Origin of the sequence: Rhizobium sp. WYCCWR10014 (genome assembly GCF_001657485.1) — a bacterium.
Classification (GTDB): Bacteria; Pseudomonadota; Alphaproteobacteria; order Rhizobiales; family Rhizobiaceae; genus Rhizobium.
Genome location: NZ_LXFU01000012.1, coordinates 1 through 15,980 on the forward strand (window position 1 = coordinate 1; position 15,980 = coordinate 15,980).

At 60.1% G+C, this 15,980-nt stretch carries 17 protein-coding genes; 7 read left to right on the forward strand and 10 right to left on the reverse strand.

Annotated elements, in window-relative coordinates:
• Positions 1-460 precede the first annotated feature (460 nt).
• Entirely contained in the window at positions 461-1,264 is an 804-nt protein-coding gene (locus tag A6U98_RS00160) for a glycosyltransferase family 25 protein (protein ID WP_064647033.1), read from the forward strand.
• Between the two features lie 77 nt (positions 1,265-1,341).
• Here the strand turns inward: A6U98_RS00160 and A6U98_RS00165 are convergent, their stop codons facing one another.
• The 4 genes from A6U98_RS00165 to A6U98_RS00180 all read right to left on the reverse strand — a co-directional run bounded on the left by A6U98_RS00165 (position 1,342) and on the right by A6U98_RS00180 (position 5,258).
• Positions 1,342-2,709: a HAMP domain-containing sensor histidine kinase gene (locus A6U98_RS00165; protein WP_064647004.1), complete on the reverse strand. Its 1,368-nt coding sequence runs from the start codon at positions 2,707-2,709 to the stop codon at positions 1,342-1,344.
• Complete coding sequence (locus A6U98_RS00170; RefSeq protein ID WP_064647034.1) at positions 2,696-3,373, reverse strand: winged helix-turn-helix domain-containing protein; 678 nt, start codon at positions 3,371-3,373, stop codon at positions 2,696-2,698. Before A6U98_RS00170 ends, A6U98_RS00165 begins: the two co-directional genes overlap by 14 nt.
• 174 nt (positions 3,374-3,547) lie before the next feature.
• Positions 3,548-4,609: an LLM class flavin-dependent oxidoreductase gene (locus A6U98_RS00175; RefSeq protein ID WP_064647006.1), complete on the reverse strand. Its 1,062-nt coding sequence runs from the start codon at positions 4,607-4,609 to the stop codon at positions 3,548-3,550.
• Between the two features lie 247 nt (positions 4,610-4,856).
• Positions 4,857-5,258 (reverse strand): DoxX family protein, encoded by a 402-nt coding sequence (locus tag A6U98_RS00180; protein ID WP_028734458.1) that lies wholly within the window; start codon positions 5,256-5,258, stop codon positions 4,857-4,859.
• Positions 5,259-5,416: 158 nt separating this feature from the next.
• Here A6U98_RS00180 and A6U98_RS00185 point away from each other — a divergent pair, with 158 nt between their 5' ends.
• The 4 genes from A6U98_RS00185 (at position 5,417) to A6U98_RS00200 (ending at position 8,697) form a co-directional block, all read left to right on the forward strand.
• Positions 5,417-6,325, forward strand: coding sequence for a LysR family transcriptional regulator (locus A6U98_RS00185; RefSeq protein WP_064647008.1), 909 nt, complete (start codon positions 5,417-5,419; stop codon positions 6,323-6,325).
• 372 nt (positions 6,326-6,697) lie between these two features.
• Positions 6,698-7,297 carry a c-type cytochrome gene (locus tag A6U98_RS00190; RefSeq protein ID WP_064647011.1) on the forward strand — a complete coding sequence of 200 codons (600 nt, stop codon included), beginning with the start codon at positions 6,698-6,700 and terminating at the stop codon, positions 7,295-7,297.
• A 313-nt stretch (positions 7,298-7,610) separates the two neighbouring features.
• Positions 7,611-8,126, forward strand: coding sequence for a hypothetical protein (locus tag A6U98_RS00195; protein ID WP_064647013.1), 516 nt, complete (start codon positions 7,611-7,613; stop codon positions 8,124-8,126).
• A 220-nt stretch (positions 8,127-8,346) separates the two neighbouring features.
• On the forward strand, positions 8,347-8,697 hold the full coding sequence (locus A6U98_RS00200; RefSeq protein WP_064647015.1) for a cupin domain-containing protein: 351 nt from the start codon (positions 8,347-8,349) through the stop codon (positions 8,695-8,697).
• Between the two features lie 15 nt (positions 8,698-8,712).
• Here the strand turns inward: A6U98_RS00200 and A6U98_RS00205 are convergent, their stop codons facing one another.
• The 3 genes from A6U98_RS00205 to A6U98_RS00215 form a co-directional block, all read right to left on the reverse strand.
• On the reverse strand, positions 8,713-9,504 hold the full coding sequence (locus A6U98_RS00205) for an aldolase (protein ID WP_064647017.1): 792 nt from the start codon (positions 9,502-9,504) through the stop codon (positions 8,713-8,715).
• A gap of 284 nt (positions 9,505-9,788) precedes the next feature.
• Positions 9,789-10,163: a response regulator gene (locus tag A6U98_RS00210; RefSeq protein ID WP_064647020.1), complete on the reverse strand. Its 375-nt coding sequence runs from the start codon at positions 10,161-10,163 to the stop codon at positions 9,789-9,791.
• Between the two features lie 74 nt (positions 10,164-10,237).
• Positions 10,238-11,290, reverse strand: a complete 1,053-nt coding sequence (locus A6U98_RS00215; protein ID WP_064647022.1) for a PAS domain-containing sensor histidine kinase — start codon at positions 11,288-11,290, stop codon at positions 10,238-10,240.
• A 241-nt stretch (positions 11,291-11,531) separates the two neighbouring features.
• Here A6U98_RS00215 and A6U98_RS00220 point away from each other — a divergent pair, with 241 nt between their 5' ends.
• Positions 11,532-12,845: a hypothetical protein gene (locus A6U98_RS00220; RefSeq protein WP_064647023.1), complete on the forward strand. Its 1,314-nt coding sequence runs from the start codon at positions 11,532-11,534 to the stop codon at positions 12,843-12,845.
• A gap of 249 nt (positions 12,846-13,094) precedes the next feature.
• Here A6U98_RS00220 and A6U98_RS00225 read toward each other — a convergent pair whose 3' ends face one another.
• The 3 genes from A6U98_RS00225 to A6U98_RS00235 form a co-directional block, all read right to left on the reverse strand.
• Entirely contained in the window at positions 13,095-13,691 is a 597-nt protein-coding gene (locus tag A6U98_RS00225; protein ID WP_064647025.1) for a general stress protein, read from the reverse strand.
• 16 nt (positions 13,692-13,707) lie between these two features.
• Positions 13,708-14,025 (reverse strand): PepSY domain-containing protein, encoded by a 318-nt coding sequence (locus tag A6U98_RS00230; RefSeq protein ID WP_064647027.1) that lies wholly within the window; start codon positions 14,023-14,025, stop codon positions 13,708-13,710.
• A 334-nt stretch (positions 14,026-14,359) separates the two neighbouring features.
• The gene (locus A6U98_RS00235; RefSeq protein WP_064647029.1) at positions 14,360-14,758 is read right to left on the reverse strand and encodes a RidA family protein; all 399 of its coding nucleotides are present in this window, start codon (positions 14,756-14,758) and stop codon (positions 14,360-14,362) included.
• A 155-nt stretch (positions 14,759-14,913) separates the two neighbouring features.
• Between A6U98_RS00235 and A6U98_RS00240 the strand changes: the two genes are divergently transcribed.
• The gene (locus A6U98_RS00240; protein WP_064647031.1) at positions 14,914-15,507 is read left to right on the forward strand and encodes a TetR/AcrR family transcriptional regulator; all 594 of its coding nucleotides are present in this window, start codon (positions 14,914-14,916) and stop codon (positions 15,505-15,507) included.
• Positions 15,508-15,980: the final 473 nt, after the last annotated feature.

The window sequence follows — 15,980 nt, forward strand, 5'->3', positions numbered from 1 at the left end:
TCGCGAGCCACCGCGAAGGCGACGAGCCATCGCACATCGACAACTAAGTTAGCGCCTATGGGGCTTGACCCGAGGATCCACTCTCGCCTCCATCAGCCGCGGGCATGGATTCCAGGCTCAAGGCCTGGAATGACGGAGGTTGGGGCCGTCTTAGCCGGTTTCCCAGGACTCCGTTGCCAAGGCCATCCGGCGCGGCACGCAGTGGTCGCTGTCGTCATCGAAGGCTCGCTGGTTGTCGGTTTCGATCGCGGGAAGGGAGGCGTCCACTGCGTGCCGCACGAGTGCTGGTAGCGCGGCATTCTCACGCGCACTTTGCCGGGATCATACCAATCCGTAAGAAATGCAGCCTCGGTCGTTCGACCCTCGCACTTTACGAAAATGTATAGTTCCAGCGAGGTCCCCGTGAGGTTTGGAGCGCAGGCTTGGCGCCATCATTGCCAAGTCGAAGGTCAGCTCTCTCATGAACATGCGCACCGCACCTGCCGCCCTAATGCCCGCCCTTCATCCGGTCAGCCTGCGGGTGAACACCTACCTGATCAATCTCGACCGTGCGCCATTGCGCCGGTTTCGAATGGAACGCCTGCTGGCAAGCTTCGGCCTTGCCTTCGAGCGCGTGGCGGCGGTCGATGGGGCAGGGCTGAGCCTGCCGCATCCGGGCTTCGACGAAGCAGCCTATCTCAGCCGGCACGGCCGCCGGCCGAACCCTTTCGAGATCGGCTGTTATCTCAGCCATGTCGAATGCGCCAAGCGCTTCCTCGGCAGCCATGCCGAGTTCGCGCTCATTCTGGAAGACGATCTCGATTTCGATGACGATCTGGCCGAGCTGCTTGAGGCCGCTCTCGAGCACCAGGCGCGTTGGGACATCCTGCGGCTGTCGACCGTCAATTCCGGGAAAAAGCACAAGGTGGAGCCGCTGACCGCGTCACGCTCGCTCGCCATCGCGCTGACCCGCGAGAAGGGGTCCGGCGCCTATCTGATCAATCGCAAGGCGGCGGGCTGGATTGCCGATGTGCTCATGCCCATGCGCCTGCCTTATGATCTCGCCTTCGATCTGGAGTTCGATGATGGGCTGAGCGCCTGCTTCGTCGATCCGCTGCCGGTCAGCCAAAGGGCCGATCCCTGTTCCCAGATCCAGGCAGGGCTTTCGACCTATCGGCTGGGCCGCCGCCGGCCGTGGAGTGTGCTGCCCTATCGAACGGCGGCTGAGGTGCGCCGGTTTGCTCGTCGCTTCCGCCGGCTCGCGGCTTGGAGGGTGAGCGGCTAGGGCCGCTCCCCCGGGCTGAGCGGCTAGGGCCGCTCCCCCGGGGTGAGAGGTTAGGGCCGCTCCTCCGGGATGGGCGGTTAGGGCTTCTCAGTGGAGATCAGCGGGAAGCCGATCGAAACGATGAGGCCGGGATGATTGTCCGCCATGGTGATCTCGGCCGCATGCAGCTCGGCGATCGCCTTGACGAGGCTGAGCCCGAGGCCGCTTCCCGGCGTCGTGCGGCTCTTGTCGAGCCGGTAGAGACGCCGGAAGACCTTGTCCCTTTCGCCGGCGGGAATGCCGGGGCCGGTATCGGCGACCGAAAGGATGGCGCGGCCGTCCCGGCAGCGCAGCGAAACCGTGATGCCGGTTCCGGCCGGGCAGTGGTTGATCGCGTTCTCCACCAGGTTGGCGATCATCTGCGTCAGCAGGTCACGGTCGCCCCGGATGAGCGCGGGACAGCGCTCCGCGATATCAAGCGACATCAGCGCGTCTTCCGCGACGTCGGCATAGACCTCGGAAATCACGGCAAGCACGGCGTCGATATCGGTCGCCTGGAAACGCTCCTTGCGGGCGCCGGCCTCGATCTGGGAAATGCGCAGCAGCGCCTCGAAGGTGGCGTTGATCCGGTCGCTCTCGTTTCTCGCTTCGTCAAGCAGCGCCGAAACATCCGCTTGCTGGTCGTTGCCGGCCACCGCGGCATCCAGCGTCAGGCGCAGCCTGTTCAGAGGCGTCTTCAGATCATGGGCGATATCGGCGCTCACCTGCCGCATGCTCTCGACCAATCTCTGCAGCCGCTCCAGCGCCGCGTTGATCTGGATTGCCACCGTATCGAGATCGTCGCCGTTGCCGGTGATGGCAATGCGGGCGTCGAGCGCGCCGTGGGAGACGTCGTTCATGGTCAGGGCGACCCGGTCCAGCCGCGCCTGGGCGCGGACGGCGAGAAAGACCCCGCCGCCGATCGCCGTCGCCACGACGATCGCGGCGGCCCATTCGAAGCTCACCAGCACGATCCGCAGCATCTCGTCGACATCGTTGAAGTTTTCCGCCACCACCAGGCTGTAGGGACCGATGGTCGAGACCTGCATTCGGTAGCGTTCATGCCCCTTCAGCCCGACATCCCTGGAGTTGACGGTATAGACGCCGTTCGGGATACGGGGTGCTGCGAAATTGCCGGCAAGCTTGCGTCCTCCTGCATCCGTCAGCGAATAAAGCCCGTCGGAGGTCGACTGGAAGCTCGCATAATTGTTCAGCGTGTTGACCAGATCCTCGGTGTCGTTGGGCTCGTAGGTCGAGACGATTAGCGAATTCATCTCGTGGAGCGACTGTTCCAGATCTCGCTCAAGGCCGAGGCGCAGCATGTGATAGATGATCGCGCCGCTCAGGATGAAGGTGACGACGAAGAGCACGCCGAAGGTGACGGCAAGCCGGAACGGCGTGCTCCTGCGCAAGCTAGCGAGGCGCATGCAGGCTGTATCCGGTGTTGCGGACCGTATGCAGAAGCTGGGCCTGGAACGGCTTGTCGACTTTTGCCCTAAGGCGGCTGATATGGGTCTCGACGACGCTGGTCTTCGGATCGAAGTGGAAATCCCAGACCCGCTCCAAAAGCATCGTCTTGGTGATGACCCGGCCTTCGCCGCGCATCAGCACCTCGAGCAGGGTGAATTCACGCGGCTGCAGCTCGATCACCTGGCCGGCGCGGCGGGCCTCCCGCCGGATCAGATCGAGCTCGAGATCGGCAATCCTCAGCACCGTCCTCTGCTCCTGCACCGGCGGCCGCCGGCCAAGCGCATTGACGCGCGCCATCAGCTCGGAGAAGGCAAAGGGCTTGACGAGATAGTCGTCGCCGCCCGCCTCCAGCCCCTCGACCCGATCGTCGACGCCGCCGATCGACGTCAGGAACAGCGCCGATGTGCCGACCTTGGCGGCCCTCAATGAACGTACGATCGCCAGGCCATCGAGACCCGGCAGCATGCGATCGACGACGATGACGTCATAGGCCTCGCGCTGCGCCTGAAACAGCCCATCGCGGCCGTCGCCAACCACGTCACAGACATGCCCGGCCTCGGAAAAACCCTTGGCGATATAATCGGACGTCTTGGTATCGTCCTCGATAAGCAGGATTCGCATCAGCCCGATCATTCCCGGCATGCCTGGGGTGAGATCTAGCCGAGAGGACGGCTTGGCCACAACTTACGGATTCGTAAGGTGATGGGTGGGGGAGTGGCTTCAGACGCAACCGCGGCGCAATCCGCCCTCATCCTTCGAGGCTCCGGCCTTATGACGCTCTCTTTTGCAGCTCTATCAAGCCGATTGGCGCCAGGCCGTTGCTTTACGAACGTTCGGTGCAACTTCAGTGCCAAGCAGCTCGATGGAGCGTCGCATCGCGTCATTATCCAGTGCGGCTGTGCTCATTTGAAAGGTGAACCGCGACACGCCTCCCAAGGCCTTATCTGCGGCGACTATACGGTCCTCCACCGTTTGTGGACTGCCGACCAGGAACGCGCCGTTCGGGCCGCACATGTGCTCGAATTGCGCTGTTGTCGGCGGCGGCCACCCTCGTTCCTTTCCCGCTTCCGTAAACATCTGAAACCAGCCGGGGAAAAACGCCTCTTTGGCAGCCTTGTCGGTTTCTGCGACAAAGCCGAGAGCATGGACACCGATCTTCTGCTTGTCCGGATCGTGGCCAGCGTCGCGCCAAGCGTCGCGCCAAGCGTCGCGATAGAGTTCCACAAGAGGCCGAAAGCGATCGAAGCTGCCACCGATGATCGCGATCATCAGCGGCAAGCCAAGCGTTCCAGCCCGCGCGAAAGACCCCGGTGTTCCGCCCACGCCGAGCCAGATTGGAAGATCGTGTTGATAGGGACGCGGATAAATTCCCTCGCCCTTCAGCGAGGGGCGGAAACGGCCCTGCCAGTCGACTTTGGGGTTGGCTCTGATCTTGAGCAGAAGCTCGAGCTTCTCGACGAAGAGCGCGTCATAGTCGCGCAAATCGAACCCAAACAAGGGATAGGCATCAACGGACGAACCACGACCGACAACGAGCTCGGCTCGGCCGCGAGATATAAGGTCAAGAGTGGCGAAATCCTGAAAGACTCGGACGGGGTCGGCCGCGCCAAGGACTGTGACTGCACTTGTCAGTCTGATCGATTTCGTCCGTGCTGCGGCAGCAGCCAGGATTATCGCCGGCGCTGAGTCCAGAGCATTTGCACGGTGGTGTTCACCCATCCCGAAGACATCCAACCCCACCTGGTCTGCCAGTTCGACCTCAGCGAGGACGCTTGCCATACGATCGGCGGCCGACTGCAGCTGGCCTGTCGCTGGGTCAGTCAAAAGCATCGCAAAACTATCGATACCGATATCCAAGGAGAACTCCTTCCAAGTTACAATCGCAGTGAACGCTCAGTAGGCGTCCGCCGTGTCGCCGCGTTGTGGCTCCTTCCAGCCCAGCGACTGGCCCATTTGGGTTGTGTGGCAAGATGCCAGACATAAACACGCAAGGAGAAAAACAGTGAAACGTATCATCAGTGCCTCTGACGAGAGCTGAAACTCATTGCGGGCAAAGTGCGCGCCCGCAATGACGGTGACTTCTAGTGAGTGAACCGCCTGGCGTTTAACGCAGGGCATCCAAAATGACAGCGAAGCTGCGACGGTGGAGCCACGCCACTGTGCCGGTCATCGCCAGCAACACTACGGCTGGCAATGGATTGCCGCCGATCAGGAAAAGGTGAGTGAGGACGGCGAACACCATGGTGACAGCGAGCGTCAGAGCGCCGAATGCCGTGCTTGCGGTCACCAGCAGCGCGATCGCGCCGCCGACTTCCACGATGCCCGTCAACACGCGAAACCACTGACCAAAACCCACTTGGTCGAAAATCGCCACCATCATCGGCACCCCGGCAATCTTTGCGCCCCCGGCCGCCAGGAACACGGCAGCAGAAAGAAGGCGCAGAGCCCAGGATGCAACGCGGACGGCTTTACTCTGTGAAATCAGCGGAGAATATGCGGCTGTCATCGGTATCGACTTTCCCTATCTGCCATGGGCAGGACCAAAATAGTTGTCTGTTCCCTCTCATCACACAGCGGAAAGCATTGGGAAAGCCGATATTTAATGATGGATACCATCGTATAATCCGATATTATCCATGTCGGTATTGGTGAAGGGAACAGAGATTGGACGGAATATCGCTCGATCAATTGCGTACTTTTGTGGTGACTGTCGATGAAGGGAGCTTCTCTGCGGCAGGCCGCAGACTGGGGCGGGCCCAGTCGGCCGTCAGCGAACTCATTCGCAGCCTGGAAATTAGACTCGGCGTTGAATTGTTCGATCGTGATGGCCGATATCCTCGATTGACCGGAGCAGGGGATTTGCTGCTTCCAAAAGCCCGCGAGATCATCGCCAAGGTGGACATATTCAAATCCTACGCGAAGGGGATGGCCACCGGGCTGGAAGCAGAGCTGTCCGTCGTCATCGACGTGTTCTTTCCCATCCACATAATCGCCGAGGCAGCAAAGGACTTTCGCGAGCGTTTCCCAACTGTTCCCTTGCGTCTGTTCGTGGAGGCGCTGGGTGGCACGGTGGAGCCCATACTTGATCGAAGAGCCAATGTCGGCATCGTTGGTTCTTTGCCGGTCATGCCGTCAGGGATCGCAACCGAGCCTCTCGGCAGTATCCTGTTCAATATCGTTGCTTCCGCAGACCATCCATTATCATTGATCGAAGGGCCGATTTCCAAGAGCCAACTCGAGCAGCATGTTCAGCTGATCCTCACCGATCGTACGGAGTTATCGGCCGGGCGGGAATTCGGCGTGATGTCTTCGCAGACCTGGCGGCTGGCCGACCTCTTCGCCAAACATACCTTTCTGATCAACGGCCTTGGTTGGGGCGGGATGCCGGAACATGCCGTGAAGACGGATATCGAGGAAGGGCGGCTGGTCTCTCTCGTCATCGAGGATCTACCTGCAGGCGGACTTCGACTGCCAGTGTCCATCGCCTATCGATCCGACGATCCGCCAGGCCCTGCAGGACGCTGGTTTATCGGTCGACTAACAGCGTGTTCCAACGAGAGGTTGGTCAACTAGCCCGACGTCCAAACCTCCTGCAGTCAGGCTGAGCTCGATCCGCGATTCAAGACGTCATCTATGGGCGTCTTCCGGTTTTTCCGGTCGCACCAAAGAGGGTAACTTTTGCACCTATGAGAACTGCATCTGAGAAAAGCGAGAAGCGCAACTCCTCGCTCCTCGCTGGATGTAACCGTGCGCTATCGATGATCGAGCGCGGAAGCTTCCGGACTTATGTAGCAAATGCCACAAGACTCCAGGTCAACTAGGGCGTGAACTCATAAAAACGCAGCCACAGTCGGATGGAGGCGACGGGGTCCGTTCGCCAATGGTTGCATCTTCTGATAAGATCAGCCTCGCACTTCAGCTTGAGCCCCGATCTGGAGGCCTCGCATGCCCTGCAGCAACGCGCTCGCTCCGTTCGTCATCGCCGCTCTCGTGGCCCTCGGTCCGCTGCCGGCTGGAGCGCAGAACAATGCTGCGCCACCGCCGGCGGCAATCTCTCAGAAGGCCAAGCTTTGCCAGATGTGTCACGGTAGGAAAGGTCTGCCGACTGTTAAGAACACGCCGATCATCGCCGGCCAGCACGAGTCCTCTCTGCTGATAGCTTTGCAGGAATATCGCAATGGAGCGCGCACCGACGACCTCATGGGCCGGATCGCGAAGAATCTTTCCGACGACGACATGAAGGCGCTTGCGGCCTACTTCTCCGCACTGCCTTGGCCCGCCTACCGCGAGCCGGCCGACGCAGCGAGCATTACCCGCTTCCAAGCGCTCGACGCCGGGAAGAAGTGCACCTCGTGCCACCGGGAGGGTTTCGTCGGATACGCCAACACTCCGCGCGTCGCAAATCAGAAGCTGGACTACCTAATCAAAACCCTCTCCGACTTTCGCGATAACAAGCGCCCGAACATGCCCCCCATGACGGCCTTGGTGCGCAATTTTTCGGCCGACGACGTCGCTGCCATGGCTCACTATCTTGCCGGCCTCTGACGATCAGTTCGGGGTCGCGATCCACCGAATAGGGCCGCCTAATAGCGATCACTGCGTTACGGCACCTCTTTGCCCACGAACTAAGCTATCCGTGCGCGGGTCATTTCTGGCCGTTTATCTGCTTAACAACCGCTCTGATTGCACTGCGTGACCTTTGTGGCAATTGCTACATAAGTCCGCGTTATTCATGGGTTGGAGTCAAACCGATCGCGCGATAGATGGCTTGACAGTGTGATCAGCATACAGTTAGCGCTTTTGGCCACGCACTATCACCACATGGTCGTTTCGCTTTTTCACATTTGAGGGGCCACGCATGGATGTGCAAGCCGAAGTCGACCTTCCAGCTCAGAGACAAAAGCGGGGTTGGGCATCGGCGGTGTTGCTTTGTATTCTGGCATCGCCAGTCTTCCTCGTTCTGAAAACACTCGCTTTTATGCTTGGCCTGAAGCTGTTCCTGTTTTTGTTGGGGGCATTCCTCGTCGTCGCTGTCGTGGGGTTTCTTCTTGGTCCGGTGTCGGTGGTTTGGAGTGGGTATATAGCGGTGACCGAGGTCATTCTTGGGCTTTCGGAAGACCACAAATACTTATTGTGCTGTTCGTCGAAAGACCGATTTGAAGCAGAAGTTGTTTCGTGGGTGCCAGTTTTGATGTTTCCGGCAGGAATGACGAGCTGCCTACTTCTAGCTCGGTCTATGTTTTGGAAATCCCTCACGTCCCGACAGATGATATTGGTTGTCGCGGTCTCGACTGTTATCGCGCAAGGTCTGTTGTGGTACTACGAATGGCAAGAGGTGGTTGTGGAATGTTCGGCCGTTCAGTGTAATTTCTGAAATGATTTGCGAATTGATTGAGGTAGACCAACTCGCGGCGACTAGCCTGAAGCTATAGGCATCAGCCTAATCCCGAACGAAAAGGGCCAAAGCCTTTCACCCCGCCGTTCTCTATGGCGAGGAAACCATAAGACCGGCGACCTCCTCCTTGAGCGTCTCCCATCCGTCTTGGCGTGTGAAATTTCCGCGCTACCTCTGCATGCGGCAATGGAGGAAGACGATGAAGATGCGTAAGTTCACGATCGCCGATGCGTTGTTGGAGCGCTCCCCCGGACAGGAGGCAGACATCTCCGTCGGCAATCTGGTCGACGAGCGGCACGGAGGGCCGATCACCATCGGCTATGGGCGCTACGCGCCGGGCCAGAGCCTCACCGAGACGATGGCGGTCGATGACGTGATGATCGTTCTGGAGGGCCGGCTTTCGGTCTCGACGGACGGGGGAACGGTCACCGCCGGGCCCGGCGAGATCGTCTACATGCCCAAGGGTGAAACGGTGACCATCCGCTCGCACGAAGAGGGCGCGCTCACCGCCTATGTCACCTATCCGCATTGGCGGCCGGCGCACGCCTAAACCGCGCGCTGCGGCTCAGCGCTTGTATTCGGGCTCGCTGCGATCGAGCGCGCGCTTCACGGACTCCAGATGGAGCCGGGCCGACTCCGGGTCTCCTTCACGCATTTGCCGGTATGCCGCTTCGGCAATCTCAGGCGCGACGGCAAGGACTTCGCGCCCGGTCGACAGGGCGAGCGTCTGCACTTCGCAGGCGCGCTCGAGGTAATAGAGGTCGTCCCAGGCCTCGGCGATATTGGGTGCGCAGACCATCACGCCGTGGTGCTTCATGAAGACGATGTCGGCATCCCCGATCGCTGCGGCGATCCGATCGCCCTCGCGCGCGTCGAGCGCCAGGCCGTTATAGTTGCTGTCGACGGCCGTGCGTCCATAGAATTTCAAGGCGGTCTGCCCGGCAAAGATCAGGGGATCGCCCTCGGTCATCGAAAGGGCGGTGGCATAGGGCATATGGGTGTGGAACGCCGCCTTGGCGCGGGGAATGTTCTTGTGAATCCTGGCGTGGATGTAAAAGGCGGTGGCCTCGGGCTGGCCGCTGCCCGACACCACGTTGCCGTGAAAATCGCAGATCAACAGCATCGAGGCCGTCAGTTCGGCAAAAGCGTAGCCGTAGGGGTTGACGATGAACAGGTCGTCATATCCAGGGACGACGGCCGAGAAATGGTTGCAGATCCCTTCCTCCATGCCGAGCCTTGCCGCCATCCGGAAGCAGGCGGCAAGATCGACGCGGGCCTGCCAGATGTCGTCCGTATCGAGTTTCGGCTGGTTGGGGCCGCCGGCGGGCGAGGGGGCTGTATTGAGGGAGTGGGCCATGGGTTCGTTTCAGATTGGTGTCGAAGGAGAGGGTGGCTGTGTCTGGATTACGCCTGCAACAGCCTCGCATCAAGCCGGCTGGAGACAAACATGGTTCGCTTCATTTGCATATTTTACCCACGCCGGTCTTCCATCAGCAGTGGGCATGGATCCCAGGCTTGAGGCCTGGGATGACGGAGGGTGGGGAGGCGCCAAACTCCCCGTCGGCGCAGCGGATGGCGGATCGTCTCACCCCGCGGCTCGACCCGAGGGGTGTCGAAAAACACTGAGCTTAGCAGCCAGTCTTATTCCGGGATCGACAGCAGATGAGCCATCGCATCGGTAATCGCGTGGTTGTCGTAGGGTTTCGAGAAGAACCGGCTTCCCGTGGGGAGATTGCTCTCTTCGAGGATTGCTTCGCCGGATGCGACTATCAACCTGACAGGCGGCCACCGATCCCGGATGTAATGGGATAGCTTGATGCCGTCCATCGTGCCGGGCATCTGAACATCGGTGAAAACCAGATCGATGTCGTTTCGCGACTCAAGGATGCGAATTGCCTCCTCCGCATCGCACGCCTCAAGCGCTTCGTAGCCCGCAGAGAGTACCAGATCGACGGCACTCATCCGAATGATCGTGCTGTCTTCGACGACCAGGACGACCGCTTTGCCATGTTTCATCGCTCACTCGGTCAATTTGGAGATGTGAGCCTCGCAGGCTCCGATGAGATAGCGTTCCGCAAGCCAATCGGTTCCTACGCGGCCGTAGAAATGTCGGTTCGCAAACCGGCGTCTTCCCGGTGGTTGATTGTGACGGCGGCGCCGGGACCCGCATCGCTCAATTGAATGTCGCCATTCAGGCTCTTTGCGAGCGCTTCCACAATGCCGGTCCCCAGGCCCGCCTTTGGTGCTTCGCCACCCACAGGCATGCCGATGCCGTTGTCGGTAACGGACAAGGTCCAGTCCTTGCCGGATGAGTGATAGCCGATGACGATTGCGCCCGGTCGTTCATCGGGAAAGGCGTGCTTGAGGGCGTTGATGACAAGCTCGGTCACGACCAGCCCCAGGCGAACGGAAACATCCGCTTCCACGGCGCTATCGTCGACCATCACCTGAATCGAAAGCCTGTCGGGGTCAGCGATCATCGACGCGCCGAGGCTTTGGCAAAGCTGAGTGAAATAGTGACGGAGTTCAACCTTGCCGCCGGTGGACATGGAGAGTTGGCGTTGCAGGGCCGCGATCGACATGACCCGGTGATGGGCGTTGTGCAGGTGCCCGCGCGCTTCCTCCGACTGGACCCGGCGCGCGCTCTGCATGAGAACACTGGCAATGATCTGCAGGCTGTTTGCGACCCTGTGCTGGACCTCCTGCAGCAGGATGGCATTATCGCGAACGAGATCATCTTTCAGCCGGGCCTCGGCGCGCGCATCGGTCACGTCCGTGATGGCGAGCAGCAGGCGAATATGGTCGATGTCGCCGTCGTCGAGCATCCGTGCATTGACGACCAAATGCCGTGTCTTCTGGTTGGGCCGTTGAAAGTCGATATCGTAGGCCTCGATGTCAGCACTTCCCGAGACGGTGGCATTCAGCAGCGACACAAGCTTGGGCATTGCCCATTCGCCGTTGCCAATTTCGCTGAGGCTTTGGCCGCAAACTGTCTTGGGATCGATGTCGAAGGCCCGGCAGAAGGATGCGCTCGCTGCAATGACCTTCTGGTCGGCGGATAGGTATAGCAACGGTTCATTGGATGATACCACCACGGCAAGAGTGCTCGCCGCTTCTAAACGCACTGTGGGGGTCTTTTGCATGGAGAGGCCCTCAAGGGCCGAAGACTCACGAAGCAAGTCATCACTCGGCAACGATGCCAGCCGGCCGGCAGGCTCAGCTGGACAAAAGGACCTTAACACGCGTTACGCGCAATCGCTTCATGCTAAATATCCGGAGTTACATAGCAGATGCCACCCAAGTCGTCGGCCTCCCGCTACGTCATTGCCCTGTATCCAACCTGTCCTATCTCTTGCGCGGGACGGTCAGCGAGAGAGGACGCGCATGCCGATAGACAATGCGAGATTGGCGCCGATGCAGCCGGGTGTATCCGTGGAGGAGCTGAAGGCGGCTTTGGGGACGAGCTGGCAGGAGCCGGGCATTCAGGCGGAAGGCTATTTGCATATCGAGGAGTTCGGCACGCGCATTACAGCCGATGGCAGGCTTGGCGAAGTTCATTTCCGCGCCCCCTTCGAACTTCCCCCTATCCATGGCGTCAGAATGGGAATGCCGGCCGAAGAGCTGCATCGGCTTTATCCCGTCGCCGAGCGCATCTCTGACGAGAGAGAGAAATACGGCTGGACCATGCTGAAGATGAACCTGTCGGATACGCTCATGCTCGGCGTAGGCATCAGAGAGGATGTCGTCAGGATCATCAGCCTCACGGATCCGACGGCGGTCTATCCAGAGCGGCCCTATAAATATGGCGATCCCAACCTCACCGAGGCTTACGATCTGACGATGACCGATCCTGTCGATCTCACCCGCCGTCCCGAAAGCGGCTGGTGCTACGGCCGTCCGCCCGGCATCGATGCCAGGAGATGGCCGGTCAGCACCACAAACGGTCTTCCGCTTCGCCACGCCTTCACGGTGAAACTGCCGCCGCAATATCGCACACTTGGCGATAAGTACGTGGCGATCTCGCTCTTCGTCGACGAACAATGGGAGACGCCGCCGGCAAGCAAACATGTGGCCGGAGGCGCGCGCCACGCCGATCCGCGCCGCTTCGACATCAAATTCATGGACAACGAATACGCTCTCTTCTGGCTGACGGAAGAGGAGTTTGCTGCACCGCTTGGTGTCCCACCCACAATCGAGGGCGCCCCTGTCCCCGGCTGGCTCTCGAAATCGCCGCTTGAATATTTCGGAGAATTCAATCTGCCTAGAACTGTGGCCGAACAGCAGGCAATGAACGTTTTTTCGCCCGGTGGGCTTGCCGTCAACGAGCTTCTGGCGGCAACCCGGCCCCAGGACGGATGGAAAAACCTGCCGGGCCGCAAGGCGCTGGATTACGGCTGGCCGATCGAGATCACGCTGCGCGAAGGCGATCCGAATATTGGCAAGCCGGCGCGCGAATTCAGGCACCAAAACGAGCTCAGCGGCTATATCGCCGCATATTCGGAGGAAGGCCAGGAACAAGGACTGGAGCGCTTTCAGGACTGGCACGCCCACCTCGGCGGCACGATGTTTCCGATGCAGGGGTATCCCGATTTTTCACCTTACTACATCGAGATCTCGGAAGTCTTCGGCGGCTTCAATTTCGGCGACGGGGTCGCCCAGATCGATCTCAAGGAGATGAAGCTCGAATGGGCCTGCTGACGCTGGAGAGATTGGCAACGGCTGGCAATTGCGGGCGCAGGCCCGGCTGGAGTGCGTCCCTCGGAGTAGACAAGGATCAGGCTGCTGATTTGGCCGCTCAGGGCCGGAAGCGGCCGCTGGTGGCATTTGCTAAAATCTTGGGCTGCACTGCCGATCCCAAGTACCGAACGGTGCTCCCAAGCACCGACCGGTGCCGGAGATCAACGCTTCAGCCCTCCTTGCCATGTGCGAGGAGGGCTGAATGACGCTTTAGATCGTTCGCCGATACCGATCGCGCTCCTGCGCGATCTGCTCAGGCGCGTATGGATCGAGCGTGTCGTCGAACCGGGTCCAGCCCTGCTCGTTATAGGCACGCCGGCGTTCGATCGGGTCGACCCAGTTTGAACCTTGCAGAATGGCCTGCGCCTCGGCGGCGCGGGCGTCGTCGACCTTGGCCGTGACCAGGCTGCCACCGCGGCGGACACCTTCGGCATAGAGGTGAGCATCATCTTCCGGGACGCCGGAGTCGGTGAGGGCGCCGATCAGGCCGCCAGCAGCACCGCCCGCAACGGCGCCGGCGACAGCCCCGGCCGCAGTGGCGGCCAGCCAGCCTGCGGCAACCACCGGCCCGACGCCGGGAATGGCCATCAGGCCCAGTCCGGTGAGCAGGCCGCCAGCGCCACCGACGGCAGCGCCAATGCCGGCGCCGGTCGCGGCATCCTCGCCAACGTCAGAGTCGCGATCGATGCGGCCTGCCTTGTTGGAGACGATACTGATGTCGTTTGAGGGAATGCCTGCCGCTTCCAGTTTGCTGACGGCGGAGCGAGCGTCTGAGTAGTCGTCGAAAAGTCCGGTTACAGTTCTCATCATGCTTCTCCTTGGGTTACTTGGCGACGATGTTGCCTTGATAATCGAGGGCGATGGAGACGGCTTTGCCGTCCTTCATGCCGGCGGCCATCCAGATCCCCTTGTCATCGAGCTTGAGATCCTTGACGTCGGTGTAGCCCGCTTCCGCAATGCGATCCTTTGCCTGAGCTTCGGTAAAGCTATTGGCGCCCTCAACGGGCGCAGTCGGATTTTTGGTATCTGGGGTTGCAACCGCAGGTGTATTTCCATCCGGAGATGGAGCGGGTGTGGTTTGGGCAAAGGCTGCAACGGCAGACGCGCCGAGAATTGCCGCCGCAAAGACGATCTTCTTCATAGGTGTTTTCTCCATTTTGCGGATCAGATGACGATCCATGCGGTCAAAACACGCAGAGGAGATCTTTGTTCCCCAAGATTAGGCGGTTGATTTTTCTAAATATATAGCAGCGCGGCGCGCTGCGGGGTTATTCTCTCCGGCGCCGGGGCAATGTAAGCAGACAATAACAGAGGGGTAACCGACGATCCACGCGCGCCTTGAGGAAACCTCTCGGAGTGAGGCTTGGTCCTTTAACTCCTAAGGTTGTGCTGCTGTCAAATATCCCAGGGGCGCGCAGCGTGGGGCCGCTCTCCTGCCGGCACTTCGTGCGGTAACAGATGCGGCCCCGGCAATGTCAGTGACTTCCAGGAATACGGGCGATGACCTTGATCTCGAAGTCGAAGCCGGCGAGCCAGTTGACGCCGAGGGCCGTCCAGTTCGGGTAGGGTGGCTTGCTGAAAATCTCCTGCTTGACGGCCATGATCGTTCCGAACTGGTTTTCAGGGTCGGTGTGGAAGCTGGTGAGATCGACAATATCATCCCACGTGCAGCCGGCGGCACTCAGCGTCGCCTTCAGGTTTTCAAAGGCCAGCCGCACCTGGCGTTCGAAATCGGGTTCCGGTGTTCCGTCCGGACGGCTGCCAACCTGTCCGGACACAAACAACAGATCGCCGGATCGGATCGCGGCGGAATAGCCATGCTCTTCGTAGAGAGCGTGCCGGTTGGCAGGAAAGATTGCTTCGCGTTGGGTCATTCTGATCTCTCTTCATTGTTGACAACGACCGGTGAGCACCAGGGAAAGCTTCCCATCTCGCGCCCAATTTGGTATACGGTTCGTATGTGAAATATGCGGCATGCGGAGCGTATGTCAAGTCCATATACGCTTCGTATATGAAATTGAGGTTCTGAATGGTTAGGAAACGCAGCGAAACGATGCAGGAAAACCGCGTCAAATTGATCGCGGCGGCGCGAAAGGCTTTTGCGGAAAAGGGCTACGCCGCAGCATCGATGGACGAACTGACGGCCGACGTCGGCCTGACACGAGGCGCGCTTTACCACAACTTCCAGGACAAGCGCGGGCTGCTGGCGGCGGTTGTCGATCAGATCGACACGGAAATGGCGGTGCGCGCTCAAGAGATTGGCGCGCGCGCAGGCAAAGATTGGCAGGGCCTGCTCGCCGAGGGTGCGGCCTATATCGAGATGGCGCTCAATCCGGAAGTCCAGCGCATCGTTCTGCTCGACGGACCGGCGGTATTGGGCGATCCCTCGCAGTGGCCGAGCCAGAACAATTGCCTGCAGGTGACCAAGAGCACGGTAGAGCGCCTGATCGCCCAAGGCATCCTCAAGCCGCTTGACCCAGAGGCGGCGGCCCGGTTGCTCAGCGGCGCCGCTCTCAACGCAGCCCTCTGGATTGCCGCCAGCGAAGATCCGCAGAGCGTGCTGCCGAAGGCGGTCGAAGCTTTTCAGGCCTTGGCGGCAGGCCTGCTGGTGGAGCGTTTGTGACCGCCGACTGCGGGCCGAAGTCGAGCGAAGCGACGTTCACTTGCAGTAACGGCGAAAGTGGCTCCTTCTCTTACGCCCTCTTCGAAGCGAGAGGAGGGAGCGGCACGGGCTTGAGGATGGGGCGATGGGTCTGATTTCAGCCCTAAGCGGTCATGGGTCGTCGCAAAAATCGGTCGTGAAACTCTGATATTTGCGACTGAGTTTCGCGACGAATTCTACTCGTGTTTCCAGAAGGACCGAAGCCTCGTTCAGCCATCACCTGGGCCGTGCAACACCCATTTGCCCAAAGGATGCCGCCTGTAGAGCGAAAGTCGTAGGATAAACTCGCCCATTTTCGACTTTACTGCAGAGTTGCGTATCGCATGGACCAGAAATGATCGTATCATGAAAACAAATCAGCTTTGCCAACGACGAGTTCGTCGATGAGAAGGGCAAGACACGTTTCCCCCGCCAAAGGGAGTCGTAGGGAGTTC

What these genes read in the sequence shown, in the direction of transcription:
- A6U98_RS00160 (WP_064647033.1), top strand. Translation starts at nt 461, where the DNA reads ATGAACATGCGCACCGCACCTGCCGCCCTAATGCCCGCCCTTCATCCG.
- A6U98_RS00165 (WP_064647004.1), bottom strand. Translation starts at nt 2,709, where the DNA reads ATGCGCCTCGCTAGCTTGCGCAGGAGCACGCCGTTCCGGCTTGCCGTC.
- A6U98_RS00170 (WP_064647034.1), bottom strand. Translation starts at nt 3,373, where the DNA reads ATGCGAATCCTGCTTATCGAGGACGATACCAAGACGTCCGATTATATC.
- A6U98_RS00180 (WP_028734458.1), bottom strand. Translation starts at nt 5,258, where the DNA reads ATGACAGCCGCATATTCTCCGCTGATTTCACAGAGTAAAGCCGTCCGC.
- A6U98_RS00190 (WP_064647011.1), top strand. Translation starts at nt 6,698, where the DNA reads ATGCCCTGCAGCAACGCGCTCGCTCCGTTCGTCATCGCCGCTCTCGTG.
- A6U98_RS00195 (WP_064647013.1), top strand. Translation starts at nt 7,611, where the DNA reads ATGGATGTGCAAGCCGAAGTCGACCTTCCAGCTCAGAGACAAAAGCGG.
- A6U98_RS00200 (WP_064647015.1), top strand. Translation starts at nt 8,347, where the DNA reads ATGAAGATGCGTAAGTTCACGATCGCCGATGCGTTGTTGGAGCGCTCC.
- A6U98_RS00205 (WP_064647017.1), bottom strand. Translation starts at nt 9,504, where the DNA reads ATGGCCCACTCCCTCAATACAGCCCCCTCGCCCGCCGGCGGCCCCAAC.
- A6U98_RS00210 (WP_064647020.1), bottom strand. Translation starts at nt 10,163, where the DNA reads ATGAAACATGGCAAAGCGGTCGTCCTGGTCGTCGAAGACAGCACGATC.
- A6U98_RS00215 (WP_064647022.1), bottom strand. Translation starts at nt 11,290, where the DNA reads ATGCAAAAGACCCCCACAGTGCGTTTAGAAGCGGCGAGCACTCTTGCC.
- A6U98_RS00220 (WP_064647023.1), top strand. Translation starts at nt 11,532, where the DNA reads ATGCCGATAGACAATGCGAGATTGGCGCCGATGCAGCCGGGTGTATCC.
- A6U98_RS00225 (WP_064647025.1), bottom strand. Translation starts at nt 13,691, where the DNA reads ATGAGAACTGTAACCGGACTTTTCGACGACTACTCAGACGCTCGCTCC.
- A6U98_RS00230 (WP_064647027.1), bottom strand. Translation starts at nt 14,025, where the DNA reads ATGAAGAAGATCGTCTTTGCGGCGGCAATTCTCGGCGCGTCTGCCGTT.
- A6U98_RS00235 (WP_064647029.1), bottom strand. Translation starts at nt 14,758, where the DNA reads ATGACCCAACGCGAAGCAATCTTTCCTGCCAACCGGCACGCTCTCTAC.
- A6U98_RS00240 (WP_064647031.1), top strand. Translation starts at nt 14,914, where the DNA reads ATGGTTAGGAAACGCAGCGAAACGATGCAGGAAAACCGCGTCAAATTG.